19 protein-coding genes are annotated in these 23,066 nt (G+C 52.4%); 15 read left to right on the top strand and 4 right to left on the bottom strand.

Annotated elements, in window-relative coordinates:
• Nucleotides 1-84: 84 nt before the first annotated feature.
• The 9 genes from pgi to P0H77_RS21240 all read left to right on the top strand — a co-directional run bounded on the left by pgi (nt 85) and on the right by P0H77_RS21240 (nt 13,573).
• A complete protein-coding gene (pgi, locus tag P0H77_RS21280) occupies nt 85-1,734 on the top strand; it encodes a glucose-6-phosphate isomerase (protein ID WP_276159150.1) in 1,650 nt (549 codons plus the stop codon).
• Nucleotides 1,735-2,069: 335 nt separating this feature from the next.
• Nucleotides 2,070-2,312: an exopolysaccharide production protein YjbE gene (gene yjbE / locus P0H77_RS21275; protein WP_103677337.1), complete on the top strand. Its 243-nt coding sequence runs from the start codon at nt 2,070-2,072 to the stop codon at nt 2,310-2,312.
• Nucleotides 2,313-2,377: 65 nt separating this feature from the next.
• Complete coding sequence (locus tag P0H77_RS21270; RefSeq protein WP_276159149.1) at nt 2,378-3,016, top strand: YjbF family lipoprotein; 639 nt, start codon at nt 2,378-2,380, stop codon at nt 3,014-3,016.
• Nucleotides 3,013-3,750 carry a capsule biosynthesis GfcC D2 domain-containing protein gene (locus P0H77_RS21265; RefSeq protein WP_276159148.1) on the top strand — a complete coding sequence of 246 codons (738 nt, stop codon included), beginning with the start codon at nt 3,013-3,015 and terminating at the stop codon, nt 3,748-3,750. The genes P0H77_RS21270 and P0H77_RS21265 overlap by 4 nt, the downstream gene beginning before the upstream one ends.
• Complete coding sequence (locus tag P0H77_RS21260; protein ID WP_276159147.1) at nt 3,750-5,846, top strand: YjbH domain-containing protein; 2,097 nt, start codon at nt 3,750-3,752, stop codon at nt 5,844-5,846. The genes P0H77_RS21265 and P0H77_RS21260 overlap by 1 nt, the downstream gene beginning before the upstream one ends.
• Before the next feature lie 323 nt (nt 5,847-6,169).
• Complete coding sequence (psiE, locus tag P0H77_RS21255) at nt 6,170-6,580, top strand: phosphate-starvation-inducible protein PsiE (RefSeq protein ID WP_103677341.1); 411 nt, start codon at nt 6,170-6,172, stop codon at nt 6,578-6,580.
• Between the two features lie 594 nt (nt 6,581-7,174).
• Nucleotides 7,175-8,353 (top strand): DUF2169 domain-containing protein, encoded by a 1,179-nt coding sequence (locus tag P0H77_RS21250; RefSeq protein WP_276159146.1) that lies wholly within the window; start codon nt 7,175-7,177, stop codon nt 8,351-8,353.
• Nucleotides 8,353-12,720, top strand: a complete 4,368-nt coding sequence (locus P0H77_RS21245) for a PAAR-like domain-containing protein (RefSeq protein ID WP_276159145.1) — start codon at nt 8,353-8,355, stop codon at nt 12,718-12,720. Before P0H77_RS21250 ends, P0H77_RS21245 begins: the two co-directional genes overlap by 1 nt.
• Nucleotides 12,721-13,291: 571 nt before the next feature.
• On the top strand, nt 13,292-13,573 hold the full coding sequence (locus P0H77_RS21240; RefSeq protein ID WP_276159144.1) for a hypothetical protein: 282 nt from the start codon (nt 13,292-13,294) through the stop codon (nt 13,571-13,573).
• 63 nt (nt 13,574-13,636) lie between these two features.
• Here the strand turns inward: P0H77_RS21240 and P0H77_RS21235 are convergent, their stop codons facing one another.
• Nucleotides 13,637-13,906: a SymE family type I addiction module toxin gene (locus P0H77_RS21235; RefSeq protein WP_276165195.1), complete on the bottom strand. Its 270-nt coding sequence runs from the start codon at nt 13,904-13,906 to the stop codon at nt 13,637-13,639.
• 410 nt (nt 13,907-14,316) lie between these two features.
• Here P0H77_RS21235 and P0H77_RS21230 point away from each other — a divergent pair, with 410 nt between their 5' ends.
• From P0H77_RS21230 to P0H77_RS21220, 3 genes are all read left to right on the top strand, one after another.
• Nucleotides 14,317-14,487 (top strand): hypothetical protein, encoded by a 171-nt coding sequence (locus P0H77_RS21230; protein ID WP_276159143.1) that lies wholly within the window; start codon nt 14,317-14,319, stop codon nt 14,485-14,487.
• On the top strand, nt 14,484-14,861 hold the full coding sequence (locus P0H77_RS21225) for a hypothetical protein (protein ID WP_276159142.1): 378 nt from the start codon (nt 14,484-14,486) through the stop codon (nt 14,859-14,861). Before P0H77_RS21230 ends, P0H77_RS21225 begins: the two co-directional genes overlap by 4 nt.
• A gap of 110 nt (nt 14,862-14,971) precedes the next feature.
• Entirely contained in the window at nt 14,972-15,154 is a 183-nt protein-coding gene (locus P0H77_RS21220; protein WP_276159141.1) for a hypothetical protein, read from the top strand.
• A 129-nt stretch (nt 15,155-15,283) separates the two neighbouring features.
• Here P0H77_RS21220 and malG read toward each other — a convergent pair whose 3' ends face one another.
• The 3 genes from malG to malE all read right to left on the bottom strand — a co-directional run bounded on the left by malG (nt 15,284) and on the right by malE (nt 19,014).
• The gene (gene malG, locus P0H77_RS21215; RefSeq protein ID WP_176920910.1) at nt 15,284-16,174 is read right to left on the bottom strand and encodes a maltose ABC transporter permease MalG; all 891 of its coding nucleotides are present in this window, start codon (nt 16,172-16,174) and stop codon (nt 15,284-15,286) included.
• A gap of 14 nt (nt 16,175-16,188) precedes the next feature.
• Nucleotides 16,189-17,733: a maltose ABC transporter permease MalF gene (gene malF, locus P0H77_RS21210; protein ID WP_276159140.1), complete on the bottom strand. Its 1,545-nt coding sequence runs from the start codon at nt 17,731-17,733 to the stop codon at nt 16,189-16,191.
• A gap of 90 nt (nt 17,734-17,823) precedes the next feature.
• On the bottom strand, nt 17,824-19,014 hold the full coding sequence (malE, locus tag P0H77_RS21205) for a maltose/maltodextrin ABC transporter substrate-binding protein MalE (protein ID WP_276159139.1): 1,191 nt from the start codon (nt 19,012-19,014) through the stop codon (nt 17,824-17,826).
• A gap of 369 nt (nt 19,015-19,383) precedes the next feature.
• Between malE and malK the strand changes: the two genes are divergently transcribed.
• From malK to malM, 3 genes are all read left to right on the top strand, one after another.
• The gene (gene malK / locus P0H77_RS21200) at nt 19,384-20,493 is read left to right on the top strand and encodes a maltose/maltodextrin ABC transporter ATP-binding protein MalK (RefSeq protein ID WP_176920907.1); all 1,110 of its coding nucleotides are present in this window, start codon (nt 19,384-19,386) and stop codon (nt 20,491-20,493) included.
• A 75-nt stretch (nt 20,494-20,568) separates the two neighbouring features.
• Nucleotides 20,569-21,906: a maltoporin gene (locus tag P0H77_RS21195; RefSeq protein WP_276165194.1), complete on the top strand. Its 1,338-nt coding sequence runs from the start codon at nt 20,569-20,571 to the stop codon at nt 21,904-21,906.
• Between the two features lie 107 nt (nt 21,907-22,013).
• Nucleotides 22,014-22,946 (top strand): maltose operon protein MalM, encoded by a 933-nt coding sequence (gene malM, locus P0H77_RS21190; protein ID WP_276159138.1) that lies wholly within the window; start codon nt 22,014-22,016, stop codon nt 22,944-22,946.
• Nucleotides 22,947-23,066 lie beyond the last annotated feature (120 nt).

Raw genomic sequence — 23,066 nt, 5'->3', positions numbered from 1 at the left:
ATGGCATAAAAACCATCACAATTTTCCGCCACTGGCGCTACAATCGACCGCAGTTACAATTCTCATATCTGAAGAGTATTGCTCATGAAAAACATTAATCCGACGCAGACTTCTGCCTGGCAGGCATTACAGAAACACTACGATGAAATGAAAGACGTGACGATCGCGGATCTGTTCGCGAAAGATGCCGATCGTTTCAGCAAATTCTCCGCCACGTTCAATGATGCGATGCTGGTGGACTTCTCCAAAAACCGCATCACCGAAGAGACGCTGGCGAAGCTTCAGGATCTGGCGAAAGAGACCGACCTGGCTGGTGCTATTAAATCCATGTTCGCCGGCGAGAAAATCAACCGCACCGAAGACCGCGCCGTGCTGCACGTCGCGCTGCGTAACCGCAGCAACACGCCGATTATCGTTGACGGCAAAGATGTCATGCCGGAAGTGAATGCGGTGCTGGAGAAGATGAAAACCTTCTCAGAGGCCATCATTTCTGGTCAGTGGAAAGGTTATACCGGCAAGCCAATTACTGACGTGGTGAACATCGGTATCGGCGGCTCCGACCTCGGTCCGTTCATGGTGACCGAAGCGCTACGTCCGTACAAAAATCATCTGAATATGCACTTTGTCTCTAACGTCGATGGGACTCACATCGCCGAAGTGCTGAAAAAAGTGAACCCGGAAAGCACTCTGTTCCTGGTCGCGTCCAAGACCTTCACCACTCAGGAAACCATGACTAACGCTCACAGCGCGCGTGACTGGTTCCTGAAAACCGCAGGTGATGAAAAACACGTGGCGAAACACTTTGCTGCGCTGTCTACCAACGCAAAAGCCGTCGGCGAGTTTGGTATTGATACCGCCAATATGTTCGAGTTCTGGGACTGGGTTGGCGGTCGCTACTCCCTGTGGTCGGCGATTGGCCTGTCGATCATTCTTTCCGTAGGCTACGACAACTTTGTTGAGCTGCTGTCTGGCGCGCATGCGATGGACAAACATTTCTCCACGACTGCCCCTGAGCAGAACCTGCCGGTACTGCTGGCGCTGATCGGCATCTGGTATAACAATTTCTTTGGCGCAGAAACCGAAGCGATCCTGCCGTATGACCAGTACATGCACCGTTTCGCCGCCTACTTCCAGCAGGGCAACATGGAATCCAACGGTAAGTACGTTGACCGTAACGGCAATGCCGTCGATTACCAGACCGGCCCGATCATCTGGGGTGAGCCTGGCACCAACGGTCAGCATGCGTTTTACCAGCTGATCCACCAGGGCACCAAAATGGTTCCGTGCGATTTCATTGCTCCGGCCATCACCCACAACCCGCTGTCCGATCACCATCCGAAGCTGCTGTCTAACTTCTTCGCCCAGACTGAAGCGCTGGCGTTTGGTAAGTCCCGCGAAGTTGTCGAGCAGGAATATGCCGACCAGGGTAAAGATCCGAAAACGCTGGAACACGTGGTACCGTTCAAGGTGTTCGAAGGCAACCGTCCGACCAACTCGATCCTGCTGCGCGAGATCACCCCGTTCAGCCTGGGAGCGCTGATTGCGTTGTACGAGCACAAAATCTTCACGCAGGGCGTGATCCTGAACATTTTCACCTTCGACCAGTGGGGCGTGGAGCTGGGTAAACAGCTGGCAAACCGCATTCTGCCGGAGCTGAAAGAAGACAAAGAAGTCGATAGCCATGACAGCTCGACGAATGGATTAATTAACCGCTATAAAGCCTGGCGCGGTTAATAAATACCAACAAAAAATACCGGCAAATTGCCGGTATTTTTTTATCGGATAATTCTTCTTGTAGGCTAATTTACCGCTTCCTTATTTGTGAGCATAATCTGAAAAGTATTTATGTATCCGGCATCACACTCTGTTCTTTTAGGATTATCCGTATATTTGTTATTTTAAATGTCTTTGATTTTTAATGTTTTTATATTCGTATAATATTATTTTATCTGATTTTACTTAAATCCAGCGCCTATTTCTTCACGATATCTCCTCAATTCGGGTTGTGTATACTCGAACCCGCCTGGATATTTCAGGCACCTCCATTCATTCAATGAAGGGAAATTGATATGCGTAAAATCCTGTATGGCATTTTTGCCATAACCGCCTGCGCGGCTGCGACCGCGTATGCAGCACCGGTTCAGGTCGGTGAGGCCGCAGGTTCGGCGGCGACGTCTGTCTCTGTGGGGAGTTCCACCACAAGCAGCGTCAGCCCCGTAAGCTCGGCCGTGGGTGTCGCTCTGGCGGCAACGGGTGGTGGTGATGGTTCCAATACCGGGACTACAACCACCACGACCACCAGTACCCGCTAACACCGGGTACATTAACCATAACCACACTTCGGTGTGGTTATTTTGCCCCTCCGGAGAGAAGAGTCGTGAAGCGACCAGCACTCGTTATGATTTGCCTGCTACTCCAGGCCTGTTCATCAACCACAAAAGGGTTAGGAGACTCATTGTGGAACAGCCTGTTTGGTACACCTGGGGTCCATCTCACGGACGATGATATTCAAAACATGCCGTACGCCAGCCAGTATGTGCAGCTTAACAATGGCCCGCAGCTGTTTGTGGTGCTCGCTTTCGCCGAAAACGGGCAGCAGAAATGGGTGACGCAGGATCAGGCCACGCTGGTGACCCGGCACGGGCGTCTCGTCAAAACCCTGCTCGGCGGCGATAACCTGCTGGAAGTGAACAATCTGGCCGCCGACCCGCTGGCGAAGCCGAACCAGATCGTTGACGGAGCCAGCTGGACCCGAACGATGGGCTGGACTGAATACCAACAGGTGCGCTACGCCACCGCCCGCTCCGTCTTTCACTGGCAGGGAACGGACAGCGTTGTGGTTGGCGGTGAAAGTACATCTGTGCGCGTTCTCGACGAAGAGGTGGAAACCGATCAGGCCCGCTGGCACAACCAGTATTGGGTCGACAGTGAAGGACAAATCCGGCAGTCGGTACAGTACCTGGGTGCGGATTTCTTCCCGGTCAAAACCACATTAATCAAGGCGGCGAAACCATGAAAAAACATGTCATTGCGTCGCTGATGATGAGCCTTATGTCCTCCCTGGCGATGGCGGCAGGAACGGTACAGGTTTATTCCCCGCCGGGTGCGCAACCGAAAACGCTGACTGGCGCAGAACATCTTATCGATCTTGTCGGGCAACCGCAGCTGGCGGATAGCTGGTGGCCGGGCGCGGTGATCGGCGAGCGCCAGGCCACCGTCGTTGCACAACGGCAGCATCAGACATTACTGGCGCGTCTGGCAACGGTGGCGAGCGAAGAGAGCGGTGACGACAGAGCCGCCATTAACGCGCTGCGCCAGCAGCTAAAGGCAGTAAACGTGACCGGCAGACAGCGGATTAACCTTGACCCGGATACCGTTCGGGTCAGCAACAGCGGTAATCCGCGGCTGGAAGGCGAGTACAGCCTGTGGGCGGGGCCGCGTCCCACGTCGGTAACACTTTTTGGGCTGGTAAGCCAGCCGGGGAAAAAACCGTTTACGCCTGGTCGTGATGTGGCCAGTTACCTTGATGGCATTAATGTGCTGAGTGGCGCAGACCGCAGCTACGCGTGGGTTATTTATCCTGACGGGCGCACGCAAAAAGTGCCGGTGGCGTACTGGAATCATCGCCACGTAGAGCTGATGCCGGGCAGCACGATCTTTGTCGGTTTTGCCGACTCGTTATGGAGTCAGACCCCGGATGAACTCAATGCAGATATTGTTCGCTCCCTGACGCAGCGGGTACCTGAATAATGAAAAAAACGTATCTCTACAGTTTACTGGCGCTGGGTGTCAGCGCGGCCTGCCAGGCAGAAACCTATCCGGCTCCCATTGGCCCCTCGCAATCCGACTTTGGCGGCGTAGGGCTGTTACAAACGCCGACCGCCCGCATGGCGCGGGAAGGGGAGCTGAGCCTTAACTACCGTGATAACGATCAGTATCGCTACTACTCCGCCTCAGTTCAGCTGTTCCCGTGGCTGGAAACCACCCTGCGTTATACCGACGTGCGTACAAAGCCCTACAGCACCGTTGAGTCCTTCTCCGGCGATCAGACCTATAAAGACAAAGCCTTCGACGTCAAACTGCGCCTGTGGGAAGAGAGCTACTGGCTACCGCAGGTCTCCGCTGGCGCGCGTGACATCGGCGGGACCGGACTGTTTGACGCGGAATATCTGGTCGCCAATAAAGCCTGGGGGCCGTTTGACTTCTCGCTGGGGCTCGGCTGGGGCTACCTCGGTACCAGCGGCAATGTCAGCAACCCGTTTTGCTCGGTGAGCGACAAATACTGCCATCGAGACAACAGCTACAAGCAGGCGGGATCGATGGATACCGGCGAAATGTTTCGCGGTCCGGCCTCCCTGTTTGGCGGCGTAGAGTACCAGACGCCGTGGCAACCGCTGCGTCTGAAGCTGGAATACGAAGGCAATAACTACCAGCAGGACTTTGCCGGTCGGCTGGAACAGAAAAGTAAGTTTAACGTCGGGGCGATCTACCGCGCGACCGACTGGGCTGACGTTAACGTCAGCTACGAACGCGGCAATACGTTGATGTTCGGCGTGACCCTGCGTACTAACTTCAACGATTTGCGACCGAAGTACAACGACAACGCCCGTCCGCAGTATCAGCCAGAGCCGCAGGATGCCATCCTGCAACACTCGGTAGTGTCGAATCAGCTTACCCTGCTGAAATACAATGCCGGTCTGACCGATCCGCAAATTCAGGTGAAAGGCGATACGCTGTATGTCACCGGCGAACAGGTGAAATATCGCGATTCGCAGGAAGGCATTGAACGCGCAAACCGGATCATCATCAACGATCTGCCGGACGGCATTCGTACCATCCGGGTGACTGAAAATCGCCTGAATATGCCGCAGGTGACAACGCAAACCGACGTTGCCAGCCTGAAGCGTCATCTGGAAGGTGAGCCTCTGGGACACGAGACGCCGCTGGCGCAACAGCGCGTTACGCCGATCGTGCCGGAGAATACCGAGCAGGGCTGGTACTTCGATAAATCGCGTTTTGACTTCCATCTCGATCCGGTGCTTAACCAGTCCTTTGGCGGTCCGGAGAGTTTTTACATGTATCAGCTCGGGGTGATGGGCACCGCCGATCTGTGGCTCACCGATCATCTGTTAACCACCGGCAGCCTGTTTGCCAACGTGGCAAATAATTACGACAAGTTTAACTACACCAATCCACCGAGCGATTCAAAGCTGCCGCGCGTGCGTACTCACGTGCGTGAATACGTTGAGAATGACGTGTATGTGAATAACCTACAGGCCAACTACTTCCAGTACCTGGGGAATAATTTCTATGGTCAGGTATACGGTGGCTACCTTGAGACCATGTACGGCGGCGCGGGGGGCGAGGTGCTGTATCGTCCGGTAGACAGCAACTGGGCGGTCGGTCTGGATGCCAACTACGTTAAGCAGCGTGACTGGCGCAGCGCGCAGGATATGATGAAATTCACCGATTACAGCGTTAAAACCGGCCATCTGACCGCCTACTGGACGCCGCCGTTTGCCCAGGATGTGCTGGTCAAAGCCAGTGTTGGTCAATACCTTGCGGGTGATAAAGGCGGCACGCTGGATATCGCCAAACGCTTCGACAGCGGCGTGGTGGTCGGCGGTTATGCCACCATCACCAACGTTTCAGCGGATGAGTACGGGGAAGGAGATTTCACCAAAGGCGTGTATGTTTCGGTGCCGCTGGATCTGTTCTCATCCGGCCCAACCCGCAGCCGTGCAGCGATTGGCTGGACGCCGCTCACGCGCGACGGTGGGCAGATGCTGGGGCGCAAGTTTGATCTGTACGGCATGACCAGCGACAAGAGCGTGAATTTCCGCTGAGTCTGTTGCGGATAATCTGGCCGCGGTGTTGCAATGCCCGGTGGCGGCTGCGCCTTACCGGGCCTACGTGAAGGTACTTCCCCAATCGTAGGCCCGGTAAGCGCAGCGCCACCGGGCAGCAAGGTACACAGCCAGCGTCAGAGCATTTCCCCAACCGTAGGCCCGGTAAGCGTAGCGCCACCGGGCAGGGTCACCCACCGCAATAACGTTGTTCTCCCGCCACGCCTTTACGTTGACTGACTAAAACCAGGATAAAAAATGTAGATCTGGATCACACTTTTGCGCTATATCTGAGCCTGATATTTTTAGCAAAAGGTGCTGCTATGTCATCGCTACCCCGCCCGGCGGTGGAGTTTATCTCCACTATCCTTCAGACCGTCCTCAATCTGGGGCTGTTAAGTCTCGGCCTTATTCTGGTCGTCTTTCTCGGTAAAGAGACGGTGCATCTGGCGGAAGTACTCTTCGCGCCAGAGCAAACCAGCAAATATGAGCTGGTCGAGGGGCTGGTGGTTTATTTCCTCTACTTCGAATTTATCGCGCTGATCGTGAAGTATTTTCAGTCCGGCTTTCACTTCCCGCTGCGCTATTTTGTTTACATTGGGATCACGGCGATTGTCCGTCTGATCATCGTTGATCATACCTCGCCCCTTGATGTGCTGGTCTACTCCGGTGCGATCCTGCTGCTGGTGATCACGCTGTGGTTATGTAACACCAAGCGGCTAAAACGCGAATAAAAAAATATCTCGTGCAACCTGACGGCAAGGCAGCCGTCAGGTTGCCAGGTCCGGTACAGTGAATCCGAAGAGAAAGGATAAATGTTGCCACAGTCTCTATGGTTCGGTGTGTTACGAGGTTTGCGCCGGTAAAGGGAATGGTCATCTTGAATGATTCAGGTGCTTCTTTTAGGGCATGAAGCAAAGGGCGTCGTTCGCAGACAACACAATGCATGAGGGAAATTATCCCCGGAAAGAGGTTAAAGAAATGAAAAACTGAACTTCAGTCTGTAACTTTATTCGTTGATTTAGACAGTATCTCTGTATACAGAGATATATTTTCCTTAGATGTTTTTCAAGGAATAACAATAGAACTAAAAAATATAGTCAATAATATTTCCCGCAATATAAAATGCCAATTTGGCATATAAAAAACAAATAATTCAGGAGAGAATAATTAAAATAATCTTATAATACAGACACGCCTCACAAAATCTGTATTCAAAATACTTTCTAATTAACGCCCCTTTGTAAGCATAGTGATTATATTCATTCATCAAATAAATAAGAGATATAAATAAACACAGCTTATATTATTGGTCAGGAACATAATATATGGAATTTCGTAATCTGACGCCGTTCTCAGTGATGGAATATGCGATGGATGATAAGCATGACGAACGGTATCACGTCGTTACCATGAAAACCGGTTTTCGTCTTATGCAGAGCGCTGATGGTCAATGGCAGACAATGCTGATGGAGTATCCGGCATTACCCTTAAGTGTGGAAGATAAATTCTCCGGAGAAATGAATGCCTCTCCGGTGGTGCACGAAAGCGATCTCGTGCCTCTGAAACCCGCCTGCGACATTATCATTAACGGAACGGCCAGCACACCAGGCGGTGTTGCCGTGCCGGAGATATCAGCAGGCGTGCTGATGCGGTCAGCATCAGGCAGCGTATTGCTGGATAAGAAACTACGGATAACTGGCCCGCGCTTTTATCAGCGCCATTTCCTGACCGGGCAGTGGTACGAAACAGAGCCTGAGCCGTTCACCTCCTTACCGCTGGATTATCGTTACGCCTTTGGCGGCGAATGTCGCATCGAACCTGACAGCGAATATGCTGACCTCATCCCGGCAGAATATCGTCTGACGGACGAACAACGGTGCGAGCACCCTGAGTCATATAACCCGCCGCTGGCGCATACGGCCTGCCCGGTAAATCCGCTGGGGCTGGGTTATGCGCCGTCCTGGTATCTGCGGGCCAGTAAAGTACAGCGGGTCGAAGCTCCCCGGATTATCGCCATGGACGCTCCGTTCACCCTTCAGCATTTTATCGACGTTTCCGACGATAAAGCCGACTGGTCGGCCCCGGAATGTCAACCCGCAGGTTTTGGTGTCATTGGCCGCACCTGGCTACCCCGACTGCCGCTGGCCGGGACTTACAATCAGGAATGGCTGGAAAACCGCCACCCGAGCCTGCCGGAAGATTTTGATTTCCGTTACTGGAACGCGGCCCCCCATGACCAGCAAATTCCTTTCCCTCTGCCCGGTGCAGACTTCATCCTGAGTGGCTTTCATCCTGATGGTGATATCACTTTTGCATTGCCCGCCAGTCAGGCCGGTATCCTGCTGCGGATGGACTCTGGTGAATGTATTCCGCAGATGATGTGGACCGACACGCTGCTCATTGACACGGATGCACTGACTGTCGAACAGACATGGCGTTATCTGTTGCCCGTTAATTCGTCAGTACGGGTGATGGAAGCCCGTTATTACGCTACAGGAGAATAATGATGGCGAAGAATTATATCGCCCGTCAGGACGGACTGTGGACGGCCATCAGCCTGACACCGGATGTCTGTAAAACCCCGATAGGTCCCTCCACGCCGCCCGTCCCTTACCCTGTTACCGCCAGTCTGGGTGATGCTGTACTGGTTGTACCGTCAGTCAAAGCGAACGGACACCCGGTGCTGGTACTGGATCAAAGTTTCGTTCCCTTGACAAAAGGCGATGAGCCGGGTGTGGCTAAGGGAGTGAAAAGCGGTACGGTGGGGGATATTTGCGAACCGCTGGAGCACAGCACCACCTTCAGAGCCGGTGGCAAGCCCGTTCTGCGCCACTTCGATAAGTTCTGGATGAACGCCAGAAATACCACTGGCATCATTATCGGCCAGCCACCCGCCGCCAGTGTTATGGCAAAAGAGGCCGATCCGGAAATCAGGCCTGAAACTGCGCAAGAACAGACGTTTATGGACATGCTGTCCCGTGCTTATGAACGCGAAGCGGAGTCACGGCGGCTGGAGGGGCAGGCCATGGCTGAAACGGCGCAGGCAATAAAGGAATCAGTCACTGATTTTTTTACCGATCATACTGCCGATGGCGTAATGAACAGCCAGGCTATCGGCGCAATGCTCAATGCATCTGCCCGTTACAACACAACGCCGGAAGCCGCGCAAAATATGGCAGAGCAGATTGGCGGGGAAGCGCTGGACACCTTTAATGCCATGAATACGCCTGAAAATCAGGGGCTGATGACGGCCGCACAAAGCCTGTTCATGGCTTTTTCACTGAGAACTGCCGGTGGCGCAGACATGGATGGTGCCATCATTAAAGGAAGGGGAAAAGGAAAGGCCGGGCAGGGAGAAGAGTTTGATAGTGACTTCCTGACGTGCCGCAGCGATCCGGTTGATGTAGTGAGCGGCAGTCTGCTCCAGCAACTGAATGTCCTGCACATTCCGGGGTCGGTCCCGCTCAAACTGTCACGATTTTACCGCTCACGTGCAAAGAAAAAGGGTCTTTTTGGTGGCATGTGGTCAGATGACTGGTCCCAGTCGCTGACTTTACAAAATGATAATCTGTGTTTTACCGACCATGAAGGGGTAGTGCTCCGTTACCCCATTCCACAGGACGGTGTTTTTCACGGGGCCGTAAATTCCCGTCAGACGAGTTACCGGCTGTCCGGCACCATGTGCAGTGAACTCACTCTCTTTGACCGCCGCTTACAGCAGACACGAGTATTTTCCCCGGCAGGAACCGCTATTTACTTACTGTCTGCCATTCACGACAGATATGGTAACCGGATTGATTTTCTCCGCACTGATGGCCTGCTGACGGAAATCCGCCATAGCGACGGCTATACGCTCGCGCTTGACTGGCACCAGCAGCAACTGGTGAACATTGACCTGGTCACGCCGCAGCGCCAGCGGCTGGTGACCTGTAAATACGACGATAATGGCTTTCTGGCGGAGTGCGACACTTTCCAGTTCACGCAACTGTGGCATGAATATACCCCTGAGGGTTTGATGATCCGCTGGCGGGATACGGATAAAACACAGGTTAATTATCGCTATGATGAAGCAGGACGAGTCACCCATGTCTCCACACCGGAAGGCTATTACGACGACCGGTTTATCTATCACGTTGATGAGCGTTGTACCACTTATCTTGATGCCGAAGGAGGCGAAAGCCGGTACTGGTACAATGAAGACGGCCTCATCACCCGCAGCACTGACCCGCTGGGTCGGGAAGAAATCACGGTCTGGGAGAACACACAGCTTCAGTCCCGGACTGATGCGCTCGGGCGAACCACGGAATATCACTATAACGATGACGGTGATATCCGCCAGGTTGCCCTGCCGGGCGGCTACAGCCTGTATTACGACTATGACAATTCCGGGCAGTTAACCCGGCTGACGCTGCCGGGTAATCAGGAATGGCAGTGGGCTTACGACGATAAAGGCAGTATGGTCTGCCTGACCGACCCACAGGGGCGTCAGCAGCAGTTCAGCTACAGTGAGCAGGGTGATTTACTCCGGCAGATTATGCCGGGCGGTGGCACCTGGCAGTGGAATTACGATGCCCTGCACCAGGTGCGGGAAACCACCGCACCGGATGGTGGCGTGACGCAGGCAGAGCAGGATATTCTGGGTCGCCTGCTGAGCGTGCGGGACCCACTGGGCTTCACCACACAGTTCCGCCACAGTAAAAATCATGCCGGGCCAGAAGGCAGCATGGAGGAGATTAACCGCCCGGACGGCGTGCGGGAACTGATGCGCCAGAACAGCGAAAAGCTGCCGGAAAGTCTCACCGATGGCGAAGGCAAAACCACCCGCTACGAATATGGCGCGTTTGACCTGCTAACCGCTGTCGTCCGCCCGGATGGTGAGCGGCTGGAGTGCCGCTACGATAAACTCACTCGCCTGACTGAAATCACCAACGCAGAAGGTGAAAGCTACCGACTGGAATATGACAAAGCCGGGCAGCTTATTGCAGAAACTGATTTTACCGGGCGCACGTTAACCTACAAATATGATGCCGCAGGCCGCTGTATCCGCACTACCTTCCCGGACGGCACACACCTTAATCGTCGGTACAGCGTCACCAACCTGATGACAAATGAGGAAGTGACGCAGGGCGACAGCGACCAGATTCTCAGTCGTACGACGTTCATTTACGACGCGCTGTGCCGCCTGACAGAAGCCCGAAACAATGATGCCACCGTCACGTATGAATATGATGGCGCAAGCCGGATCACCGCCGAAACCCTTAACGGCAGGCGAACAGAGTACCGCTACGATGCACAACAGGATACGGTCTCGCAGCGCACCACTGCGGGTATAACGGAACACTTTACCCATGGGCTGATGAGGGAACTCACGCAGTGGCGGATTGCGGACCACGCGCCGCTGAGCCTGGAGCGCGACCTGTGCGGCCACGAGATATCCCGGCAGAACGAAGCCGGGTTCAGCCTCCGCCAGCGCTACACCCCCACCGGGATGCTGACTGAGCAGCAGGCCGGTGACCTGACAGAGCTGAACCCGCATTACCGGCGCAATAATACTCTCCGTCGCCAGTACCTGTATGACAAAGCTTACAATCTGACGATGATTGCCGACTCCCTGCGGGGAACGATGGTCAACAGTATCACGGCAAACGACCAGATAAGCCATGCCACCTGGACCGGCAGCAGCGACATCCCGATGCGGGAAGAGCGTTTCACTTACGACAAAAATCTCAATATCTCCCGCCGCCAGACCTGGATAAATGAGGTGATGGAAAGTGAGTCCCACCAGCGCCAGCAGCATGGCCGGGTGATGTCGCGGGAAGAGAAAGCGTGGCGACACTCGACACATCGCATTAACCCGGACAGCGGAATGCCGGAAGAGGGTAAATTTGTTAAGGTCATCCGCGATGAACAGACCACCTGGAAATACGATGTTAACGGTCGTCTGGTGGAAAAACGGGTTGATAAAGGCGGCTGGCGCCCGCTTCAGTGGCGCTACCGCTGGGATGCGAGAAGTCAGCTTACCGGGCTGGAAACGCCGGAGGGCGAACGCTGGGAATATAAATACGACCCGTTCGGCAGGCATATCAGCAAGCGCTGTACCAACCGGGACAAACCCGGCATGGACTTCCACTGGAACGGCGACCAGCTGACGGAGGAAATTCCGGTCGGGGCTGATGGCATACCGGAATACGAAAATGCCATTCGCTGGGTATATGAACCGGGAAGCTTCATACCGCTGGCGCGTTATGAGAAAGGCGTGCTGCACTATACCATCACAGATACGGCTGGTCGCATTCAGGAGTTGCTGACCGAAGACGGCACCATTGTCTGGCGTGGAAAGCAACAACTCTGGGGCCGGGAAGAAAGCCGGCACAGAGAAAATGCCCCGACGTGCCGCCTGCGGTTTCCGGGGCAGTATGAGGATGCGGAATCGGGGTTGCACTATAACCGGTTCCGGTACTATGATTGTGAGGCAGGGCAGTATATTGCACCAGACCCGATAGGACTACTTGGTGGTTTAAACTTATATCAGTATGCACCTAATCCGTTAAACTGGATCGATCCGCTAGGATTGGTTCGTGTATGTATTCAACCAGGTGACAAAACGCCTTATGGTCGTGTATTTACAGATCATGGAGCTAAAAGAGCGAATGAGCGTAATTTTACATCCGAGGTAATTGATAATATAATTAATAATAACAAGAAAAATAGAGTAAAAGAAATTGATCCTGAAACAGGAAAACCTGTATGGCGTTACCAAGATAAAAGAGGCAATACAGTTATTACTGATGAATATACGGAAAAAATTGTAACTGTATATTCTCATCCTAAGAACGCAAATAATGGTGTCTATATTCCAAAGCAGAGGTAATGTATGTTTATTCAGAGTGTTAACAATATTAAGTTGATAACAGACACAGGGATATACTTTGAGATGAAAGATTTTTTTTCCTCTCAGAGTGGTATTTTTGATATAAATATAACAGTAAGCAATTTAAAGTATAATATAGATTTTACAATGAGTGATTTCGATGTATCAAATGCGAAAAAACTACTCCATTCATTTATTGCTTTTATCCAATATCCATATTTAACTTGTTATAAGAGAAACATTGAGAGCAAAAAAATAGTGTATGAGTTAATTACAGCTGATGAGAATATGAAGGGTTTTTATTGCAAAATAAATATTAAGTAAAACCATAGGTCAGTTTTTCGGGCAGTACGAGGATGAGGATGAGGATGAGGATGAGGATGAGGATGAGGATGAGGATGAGGATGAGGATGAGGGGGCGGGGCTGTACTATAACCGATTCCGGTACTATGATTGTGAGGCAGGGCAGTATATCTGTGCAGATCCGGTAGGGCTGTATAAAATATCAAGACTGGCTGAATGACCTATATTCTCCGGGTGAATATACAGCTGTTTCTACAAGGGCTTGATTATGAATGATATTGTTAAATTGATTAATATGATAGAAAAAAAGCCTGCTTTATATTTAAGCAGACATACTATATCATCCCTAAAAGCTTTTTTAGATGGCTGGCAAATGAGAGATCCGACAGGTGTTACTAATATGGAGGTTTTCGCAAAATTCCAGTATTATATTGAGGATTATTATGAAGTTAAAGGCCATTCTTGGGATAAGATAATATTATTGTTCTCTCAGGATGAGAATGATGCTTTAAATACTTTTTTTGCCAGATATAACGAAATGAAAAAATAACATATAGCCGGGGAGGTATTAAATCTTCCCGGTTCTTTTATTATTTAATTCCAGTTCAGTCCACTAAACTAGCACATCCTTAATCTCCTTAACCACCTGTTTAGTCTGATAAAGCTGCTCGTGCAGTTCCTGCATCTTGTTATTGTCAGCGATGATGGTTAGGCACCCCTTCGAGATCTTTACTGTCACGCCGCGCCTGGTCTCAAGTCCCGCCTCTTCCAGCCAGTTGCCCTTAAGATGCAGGCTGGGGGTTTGCGAATATCCGGTGAGGATTTTGGTTTTACGGTTGGTACGAGAAACTCCGATATAGCCGATTTTAAAACGGCAATGTATTTTGGATGAATTTTTGTGTTTAACCCACTGATTTAAGAGTAAAATAATGCTTGTGCAGATAACTTAACTGATCAGGGTATGGCGGTAGCGTATGTATTATGACTTGGTAATTTCAGGACAGTACGACCAAAACTGACGGTACGAACTGGACTTTGGCTGGATTACGCAACTTGACCCGATAGGGATGGATAAGGGCATCAATCTCTACAGTTATGCGCCGAATCCACTGTCATGGATAGCTCGGTTGGGGTATGTAAAACTGATGCAAAGACAACCCCTCCCGGGTAGGGATATTACAATGAAACTTATGCACCTAAAGTAGTTAACCAGAAGATGCTCTTAGTCGATGGAATGATTTCCTTGGCCCCGGCCCTCATACAAACACTCATCCCAGGACGGAATTACCAGACATGGACAGAATAGTTTTGGCTGATGGTAAAAAAAGTATTCGTTATGGTAATCATGAAATGAACAGTAAACCCACTAAACATCATTATTATGAAGAAATATGGACATTAGATCCTATAAATAATGTAATGAATGTCGATAATGTTGTTGTACGGGTACCAATATTAAAATGACGAATGTAACAATATTAAAGTTTCATGAGGATAAAGTTGAATTCACATCTTCTTTAGGTAAAGGAGTAGCTGTATGGTGTGGGGAACCACCACAAACAGATGGCCGCTATCATGTTGAATTAGATGTGGATGACACATTTGAATGGGGAAGGAATATAGAGAGTACAAATGAAAAGACTCCTGTCATCAAAATAATCGATAATAAATTTTCATTTATTGCACAAGTTTTATCTTATGAAGACGATGGGATTTTAACTATCTCATTAGGTGGCGAAGTCATATTTTTAGATGTAAACTCTTCTCCGGGTACAAGTAAATATGTTTCTTTTTCTACATCCATAAATAATGTATTTCTGCATCCTGTTGAATTTTAAATAAAAATCTGAGAAAACCCTCAAAACTTCCCGACTTTTTATTATTTAATTCTCGTTCATTCCACTAAATGAGTATATTCTTAATCCCCTGTTTATCCTGATAAAGTTGCTTGCGCAGCTTCTACACCTCGTCATGCTTCAGTAGCGCTATCGCCGGGATGCCTGGAGCCTATTTAACCGGGCTGGAGACGCCTGAGGATGAGCGCTGGGAATATAAGTATGACCTGTTCGGCAGACGTATCAGCAAACGCTGCAATAAACTGAACAACACCGGGACGGATTTCACTGGATAGTGGTCAGCTCATTGAAGCATAACCGTGCGTATGACATAAAAAAACGGCGCTCCGAAGAGCGCCAACAAAGGTCACAAGTAAAGATCATTGAAAAGTTGAGGGTTTTGCAGTGGCTTCGAACGATGAAACTTAACCTTTCACACCGCCTGCCGTCAGGCCGTTGACCAGCCAGCGCTGGGCCAGCAGGAACACGGCGGTAATCGGAATGGCGGAGAGTACTGCTGCGGCAGCAAAGTCGCCCCACAGATAGTTTTGCGGGTTGAGATACTGTTGCATTCCGACCGCCAGCGTATAGCTGTTCACATCACGCAGCAGCAGCGAGGCCACCGGCACTTCGGTGATGGCGGCGATAAACGACAGAATAAACACCACCGCCAGAATCGGCACCGACAGCGGCAGCAGAACCAGACGGAACGCCTGCCACGGTGTTGCGCCATCCAGCGACGCCGCTTCTTCCAGCGAGCTATCGATGGTTTCAAAATAGCCCTTGATTGTCCATACATGCAGCGCGATACCGCCAAGATAGGCGAAGATCACCCCGCCATGCGTGTTCAGGCCGATAAACGGAATGTACTGCCCCAGACGGTCAAACAATGCGTACAGGGCCACCAGCGACAGCACCGCCGGGAACATCTGGAAAATCAGCATCCCTTTCAGCAGTGTTGCTTTGCCCGGAAAACGCATACGGGCGAATGCATAGGCGCAGGTGGTGGACAGCGCCACGATGCCAATTGCCGTAATACCCGCGATTTTTATTGAGTTCCACAGCCACAACAGCACCGGGAACGGTGGTGGCGTCACGCGGCCATCCGCATGTTCCACGCTGAAACCCAGCGCCAGCCGCCAGTGCTCCCAGGAGATGCTCTCCGGGATCAGACTGCCGGTAGCGAAGTTACCTTCACGCAGCGAGATGGCGATGACCATCAGCAGCGGAAACATGATCGCTGCGATAAATACCAGCAGCAGTAGGTGCGTCACGAATAAACGTAATTTTTGCGATTTGGGTTGGACCATGGCCATTATCGTTATCTCCCTTAATCAAACTTCATGCGCGTGGCTTTCAGATTCACAATCGCCAGCGCCCCGACCAGCAGGAAGATCAGCGTGGCGATAGCGGCCGCCAGGCCGAAGTCCTGACCACCGCCGCCTTCAAAGGCGATGCGGTAGGTATAGCTCACCAGCAAATCGGTATAGCCCGCTGGCGTCGTGGTGCCGAGGCGATCCGGGCCGCCGTTGGTCAACAGCTGGATCAGCACGAAGTTATTAAAGTTAAACGCGAAGCTGGCGATCATCAGCGGCGTCAGCGGTTTGATCAGCAGCGGCAGCGTGATTTTAAAGAAGTTCTGGAACGGCCCTGCGCCGTCCATTGCCGACGCTTCGTATAAATCGTCCGGGATGGCTTTTAACAGGCCCATGCACAGGATCATCATGTAGGGATAACCCAGCCAGGTATTGACGATGACGATCATCGCGCGGGCGGTTGTCGGGTCGCTGAACCAGGCCGGTTTAATGCCGAACAGCGCGCTGAGCATCATGTTGATTTCGCCGAAGCTCTGGTTAAACAGCCCCTTGAAAATCAGAATCGAGATAAACGACGGTACCGCGTAGGGCAGGATCAGCAGCAGGCGGTAGACCGCTTTTCCTTTCAGCGATTCCCACTGTACCAGGCAGGCCAGCACCATGCCCACCGCGACGGTCAGTATCACCGTGAGCACCGAGAAGACCACCGTCCAGACGAAAATGGCGAAGAACGGTTTCTGAATGCCTTCGTCGGTAAAGACGCGCATAAAGTTATCCCAGCCGATAGTCACGGTGTAGCCGGGGCTTAATTTCTCATCGCCCCAGTTACCGTCGGCGTTAAGCGACTGATAGTAGCCGATCTCATTGTTCGGACGGTATTTAACCCCGCTCTGATTGTTAGTCAGCGTCCCGTCGCTGGCCTCGGTATACAGAGGACGCGTGCCGGAGAACTGGCGCAGTGAGCTCATGATGACGTTAGTTTCATCAGGCAGCACGGCGGTAAGCTGGGTCAGCGCCTGGCGATTCTGGGTGATCACCCGTAGGTTAGCCCGCTCAGCCGTTGGCAGGGCGTCCACTTCCTTCAGGGCGATTTTCTGCTCGCCGCCAAAAGTGAAGGCGTCGGAGAGATAATTTTTTCCGGTTTCGCCGTCGGTCAGCGCAAGTTGCCATTCAGTCTCCGCCGGATACAGTCCGAAGTTATAGGTTTTACCCGCCTGATAAGAGCGGTCCATCAGCACCTGCTGCGCGCGCTCCTGGGTAAGCTGGTTGGTGCTGCTGTAATTGGTAAAGGCGATGGCGATGGTACACACCAGCGGGAACAGGACAAATAGCCCCATCCCGGCCATGCCAGGATAAACATAGCGCCACGCGTAGGTTTTACGATTAGCGAAAATATACAGGCCAGCCGCGCTTAAAATCAGCGTCATGATGGCGAACAGGTACTCCCCCTGGGCGTACATTAAAACAACAAGGTAACCCACCAGCAGCGCCAGCAATCCAATCACTGACCATTTCAGCGTCTCGCTTTGCCACCAGTGTTTCTTTTTAACGACATCCATGGGGATCGTCCTCTACAACAATAATTCGTCCTGGCATAAATGCCTTATCAGGCCTGCAATAGAGGCAGACCTGATAAAGACACGATAGCCTTACTTCGTAATACGACCCTGAGCATCTTTCAGCGCCGCATCCACCGTCTGACGACCGCTGGCAGCGTTGATGACTGCGGTGCGAACTGCATACCAGAAGGCAGCCATTTGCGGAACGTTCGGCATGATCTCGCCTTTCTGGGCGTTATCCATGGTAGCGGCAATGCGCGGATCTTTCGCTAACTGATCCTGGAAGGATTTCAGCGCCACGGCACCCAGCGGTTTGTCCTTGTTCACTTCAGCCAGACCCTGATCGGTCAGCAGGTAGTTTTCGAGGAACTCTTTTGCCAGCTCTTTGTTCGGGCTGGCGGCGTTGATACCCGCACTCAGCACGCCAACGAACGGTTTAGACGGCTTGCCTTTGAAGGTCGGCAGCAGCGCGACGCCGTAGTTCACTTTGCTCTTATCGATGTTGGACCATGCCCACGGACCGTTGATGGTCATCGCCGTTTCGCCTTTATTAAAGGCGGCTTCGGCGATGGAGTAATCCGTATCGGCGTTCATGTGTTTGTTTTTAATCAGATCGACCAGGAAGTTCAGGCCCGCTTTCGCGCCCGCACTGTCCACGCCGACGTCTTTCACGTTGTATTTGCCGTCAGCAAATTTGAACGCATAGCCGCCGTCGGCAGCGATAAGCGGCCAGGTGAAGTACGGTTCCTGAAGGTTAAACATCAGCGCGCTCTTACCTTTCGCTTTCAGCGACTTATCCAGCGCCGGAATTTCTTCCCAGGTTTTTGGCGGATTCGGTACGAGGTCTTTGTTATAAATCAGCGACAGCGCTTCTACCGCAATCGGATAAGCGATCAGCTTGCCGTTATAGCGCACGGCGTCCCAGGTGAAAGGATACAGTTTGTCCTGGAAGGCTTTGTCTGGCGTAACCTCTGCCAGCAGACCGGACTGAGCGTAGCCCCCGAAGCGGTCGTGCGCCCAGAAGATGATGTCCGGGCCGTCGCCAGTCGCGGCAACCTGCGGATATTTCTCTTCCAGCTTATCCGGGTGTTCAACGGTCACTTTAATGCCGGTGTCTTTTTCAAACTTCTTACCCACTTCAGCGAGGCCGTTGTAGCCTTTATCGCCGTTGATCCAGATAACCAGTTTGCCTTCTTCGATTTTGGCGAAAGCTGAGGCGGAAAGCATCATCGTTGTCAGAGCAGAGAGTGCGAAGATGCGTGCGCCAGTTTTGATATTCATATTATCCCGTCCTTATGGTCATTACTCGTGGAGACGCTCAGGTGGCTTGACGATGCTCAGTCTCCGGGTTTGGCAAGCCCTTTCCATCCTCCCCACCTCTACGCCCCACCGCTTCGTTCTGTGATCTCCATTGCATAAATTTGAGTTATGCGTCCCAGCGCACATAAAAACACGCCGATTTTTGTCGGACGCATCACGAAAATAGCTGCGGCCCGCCGCTTCTGGTCTCAGAAGCATGCGCCTCATCCTCCCAACTCCTCCCCCATAAAAAAGAGAGGGGGTGGAGGATTTACCACATCAATGTTTGGCCCATAGTCAGCCCATCTTGAATGTTTCTGTTGATGACAGGTTGTAACGAAGGGAGAGGGCATGGCGAGCGTACAGCTACGGAATGTAACGAAAGCCTGGGGCGACGTGGTGGTATCAAAAGATATCAACCTCGAGATCCATGAAGGTGAGTTCGTGGTTTTTGTTGGACCGTCAGGCTGTGGGAAATCGACCCTGTTGCGCATGATTGCCGGTCTGGAAACCATCACCAGTGGCGATTTGTTCATCGGTGAAACCCGAATGAACGATGTCCCGCCGGCCGAACGTGGTGTGGGTATGGTGTTTCAGTCCTATGCGCTCTATCCCCATCTCTCCGTTGCCGAAAATATGTCGTTTGGTCTCAAGCTGGCGGGTGCCAAAAAAGAGGTCATGAAGCAGAGCGTTAATCAGGTGGCGGAAGTGCTCCAGCTTGCACATCTGCTGGAGCGTAAGCCGAAAGCGCTTTCTGGCGGACAGCGTCAGCGCGTGGCGATTGGCCGCACGCTGGTGGCGGAACCGCGCGTGTTCCTGCTTGATGAACCGCTCTCGAACCTTGACGCCGCGCTGCGCGTGCAAATGCGCATTGAGATTTCCCGCCTGCACAAACGCCTGGGCCGAACGATGATCTACGTCACTCACGATCAGGTCGAAGCGATGACGCTGGCCGACAAAATTGTGGTGCTGGACGCCGGTCGGGTGGCGCAGGTAGGCAAGCCGCTGGAGCTGTATCACTACCCGGCAGATCGTTTCGTCGCGGGGTTTATTGGCTCGCCGAAAATGAATTTCCTGCCGGTGAAGGTCACGGCAACCGCGATCGATCAGGTGCAGGTTGAGCTGCCTAACCGTCAGCACGTCTGGCTACCGGTCGATAGCGCCAACGTTCAGGTGGGCGCAAATATGTCGCTCGGTATTCGCCCTGAGCATCTGCTGCCCAGCGATATCGCTGATGTCACGCTGGAAGGCGTGGTTCAGGTCGTCGAACAGTTAGGCCACGAAACACAGATCCATATCCAAATCCCCGCCATCCGTCAGAACCTGGTGTACCGCCAGAATGACGTGGTGTTGGTAGAAGAGGGTGCCACATTCGCTATCGGCCTGCCGCCAGAGCGCTGCCATCTGTTCCGTGAGGATGGCACTGCATGTCGTCGGTTGCATCAAGAGCCGGGCGTTTAAGCATTCCCATTAAATACGCAAAGTCTGTAAAGAACGATGCGTAATAAAAGAAAAGCAATGATCTCAGGAGATAGAATAATGACTACTCTGCGCAAACTTCCACTGGCGATCGCCATTACCGCGGGCATTCTCTCTGCCCACGCTGGTGCCGTCGATTTTAAAGGTTATGCTCGTTCCGGCATCGGCTGGACCGGCAGCGGCGGCGAACAACAGTGTTTCCAGGCAACCGGTGCACAAAGTAAATACCGTCTCGGTAACGAATGTGAAACCTATGCGGAACTGAAACTGGGTCAGGAAGTGTGGAAAGAAGGCGATAAGAGCTTCTATTTCGACACCAACGTCGCCTACTCCGTTGCACAACAGAATGACTGGGAAGCCACCGATCCGGCCTTCCGCGAAGCCAACGTGCAGGGTAAAAACCTGATCGATGCGCTGCCAGGTTCTACTATCTGGGCCGGTAAGCGTTTCTATCAGCGTCATGACGTTCACATGATCGACTTCTACTACTGGGATATTTCAGGTCCTGGTGCCGGTATCGAAAACATCGATCTGAATGGTATCGGTAAACTCTCCTTTGCCGCCACGCGTTCACAGGAATCCGGTGGTTCTACCTCCTTCAGCAGCAACCATATTTATGACGCGACCAAAGATACCGCCAACGACGTGTATGACGTGCGTTTAGCCGGTCTGGAAACTAACCCGGACGGCATGCTGGAATTTGGTGTGGATTACGGTCGTGCTAACACCACTGATGATTATCGTCTGGCAGACGGTGCATCAAAAGATGGCTGGATGTTCACTGCTGAACATACCCAGAGCATGATGAAAGGCTTTAACAAATTTGTTCTGCAATATGCTACTGATGCCATGACCGCACAGGGTAAAGGTATTCCGCAGGGCTCCTGGACCGATGAAGATATTGCAGCCGATCGCAACGTCAATAACGATGGCTCTCTGTGGCGCGTGATTGACCACGGTGCGATTACGCTTGCTGACAAATGGGACCTGATGTACGTCGGTATGTACCAGAAAATTGATCGTGACGACGATCGTGGTACCGACTGGTACACCGTCGGCGTGCGCCCGATGTACAAATGGACGCCGATCATGAGCACCCTGCTGGAAGTGGGCTACGACAACGTGAAATCACAGCAAACCAGCGATCGTAACAGCCAGTACAAAATCACCCTCGCGCAACAATGGCAGGCTGGCGACAGCATCTGGTCTCGCCCGGCACTGCGTGTCTTCGCAACCTATGCGAAATGGGATGAAAACTGGGGTTACGCTAAAGATGCTAACGGCAATATCGGCCGCTCAGCGATCAGCGACTCTACCGGTAACGGCCAGTTCTCCAGCAGCCGTGGCGACGATGATGAATTCACCTTCGGCGCACAGATGGAAATCTGGTGGTAATACCGCATTAATCTGACATAAAGAGGGGCGCAAGCCCCTCAACGTCTTAAGGGTTGGCGCGCTATTGCCTGGCCACCGCTACACCCGGGTACTTTGAGGTGATAACAATGAAAATGAACAAAAGTCTCGTTGCACTCTGCCTGACGGCGGGGTTACTGGCAGCAGCCCCGGCGGTTAGCCTGGCTGAGGTCAACTACGTACCGCAAAACACCGCTGCCGCCCCGGCTATTCCTGCCATTGCCCTGCAGCAGCTCACGTGGACACCGGTCGATCAGTCTAAACAGCAAACCTCGACCATTGCTTCCGTTGGGCAACGCCTTGACGTTGCAGGCATTACCGGTCCGGTTGTCGCCTATAGCGTGCCAGCGAATATCGGCGAGCTGACCTTAACGCTGACCAGTGAAGTCAACAAACAAAGCAGCGTCTATGCGCCGAACGTGCTGATCCTCGATCAGAACCTGACGCCGTCGGCGTTTTTCCCCAGCAGCTATTTTACCTATCAGGAGCCGGGCGTGATGAGCGCCGATCGTCTTGAAGGGGTGATGCGCCTGACGCCTGCGCTGGGGCAACAGAAAATTTACGTGCTGGTCTTTACCACTGAAAAAGATCTCCAGCAAACCACCACGCTGCTGGATCCAGCCAAAGCCTACGCCAAAGGCATCGGCAATGCGGTACCGGATATTCCCGATCCTGTCGCCCGTCACACCACCGATGGCGTCGTGAAACTGAAAGTGAAAACCAATAGCAGCTCCAGCGTACTGGTCGGCCCGCTGTTTGGTTCCTCAAATCAGGGCTCGGTGACCGTCGGTAATACGGCAGCACCTGCCTATAGCGCAACAGCCGCCGCACCGGTCGCCGCGCCTGCCGCCAAAAACGAGCCGGTTCTGAATGATACTGAAGCCTACTTTAATCAGGCTATTAAACAGGCTGTTGATAAAGGCGATGTCGATAAGGCATTGAAATTACTTAACGAAGCAGAGCGTCTGGGGTCAACTTCAGCGCGTTCCACCTTTATCAGCAGTGTAAAAGGCAAGGGGTGATGGTTGCCCCACAATGCTGATGTTTAGGCTTAGCCTTTCGGTGCGTCCTTCGGGGCGCACTTTTTTTCCGGCTATCCGGTGTTACATATCTGTTGCGCTTTTGCATCTAACCCGCCCCCC

The organism is Superficieibacter sp. HKU1, assembly GCF_029319185.1.
In the GTDB taxonomy this organism is placed as follows: Bacteria; Pseudomonadota; Gammaproteobacteria; order Enterobacterales; family Enterobacteriaceae; genus Superficieibacter.
Note: the sequence above shows the minus strand (reverse complement) of the source record. Positions and strands in the feature narration are given on the sequence as shown.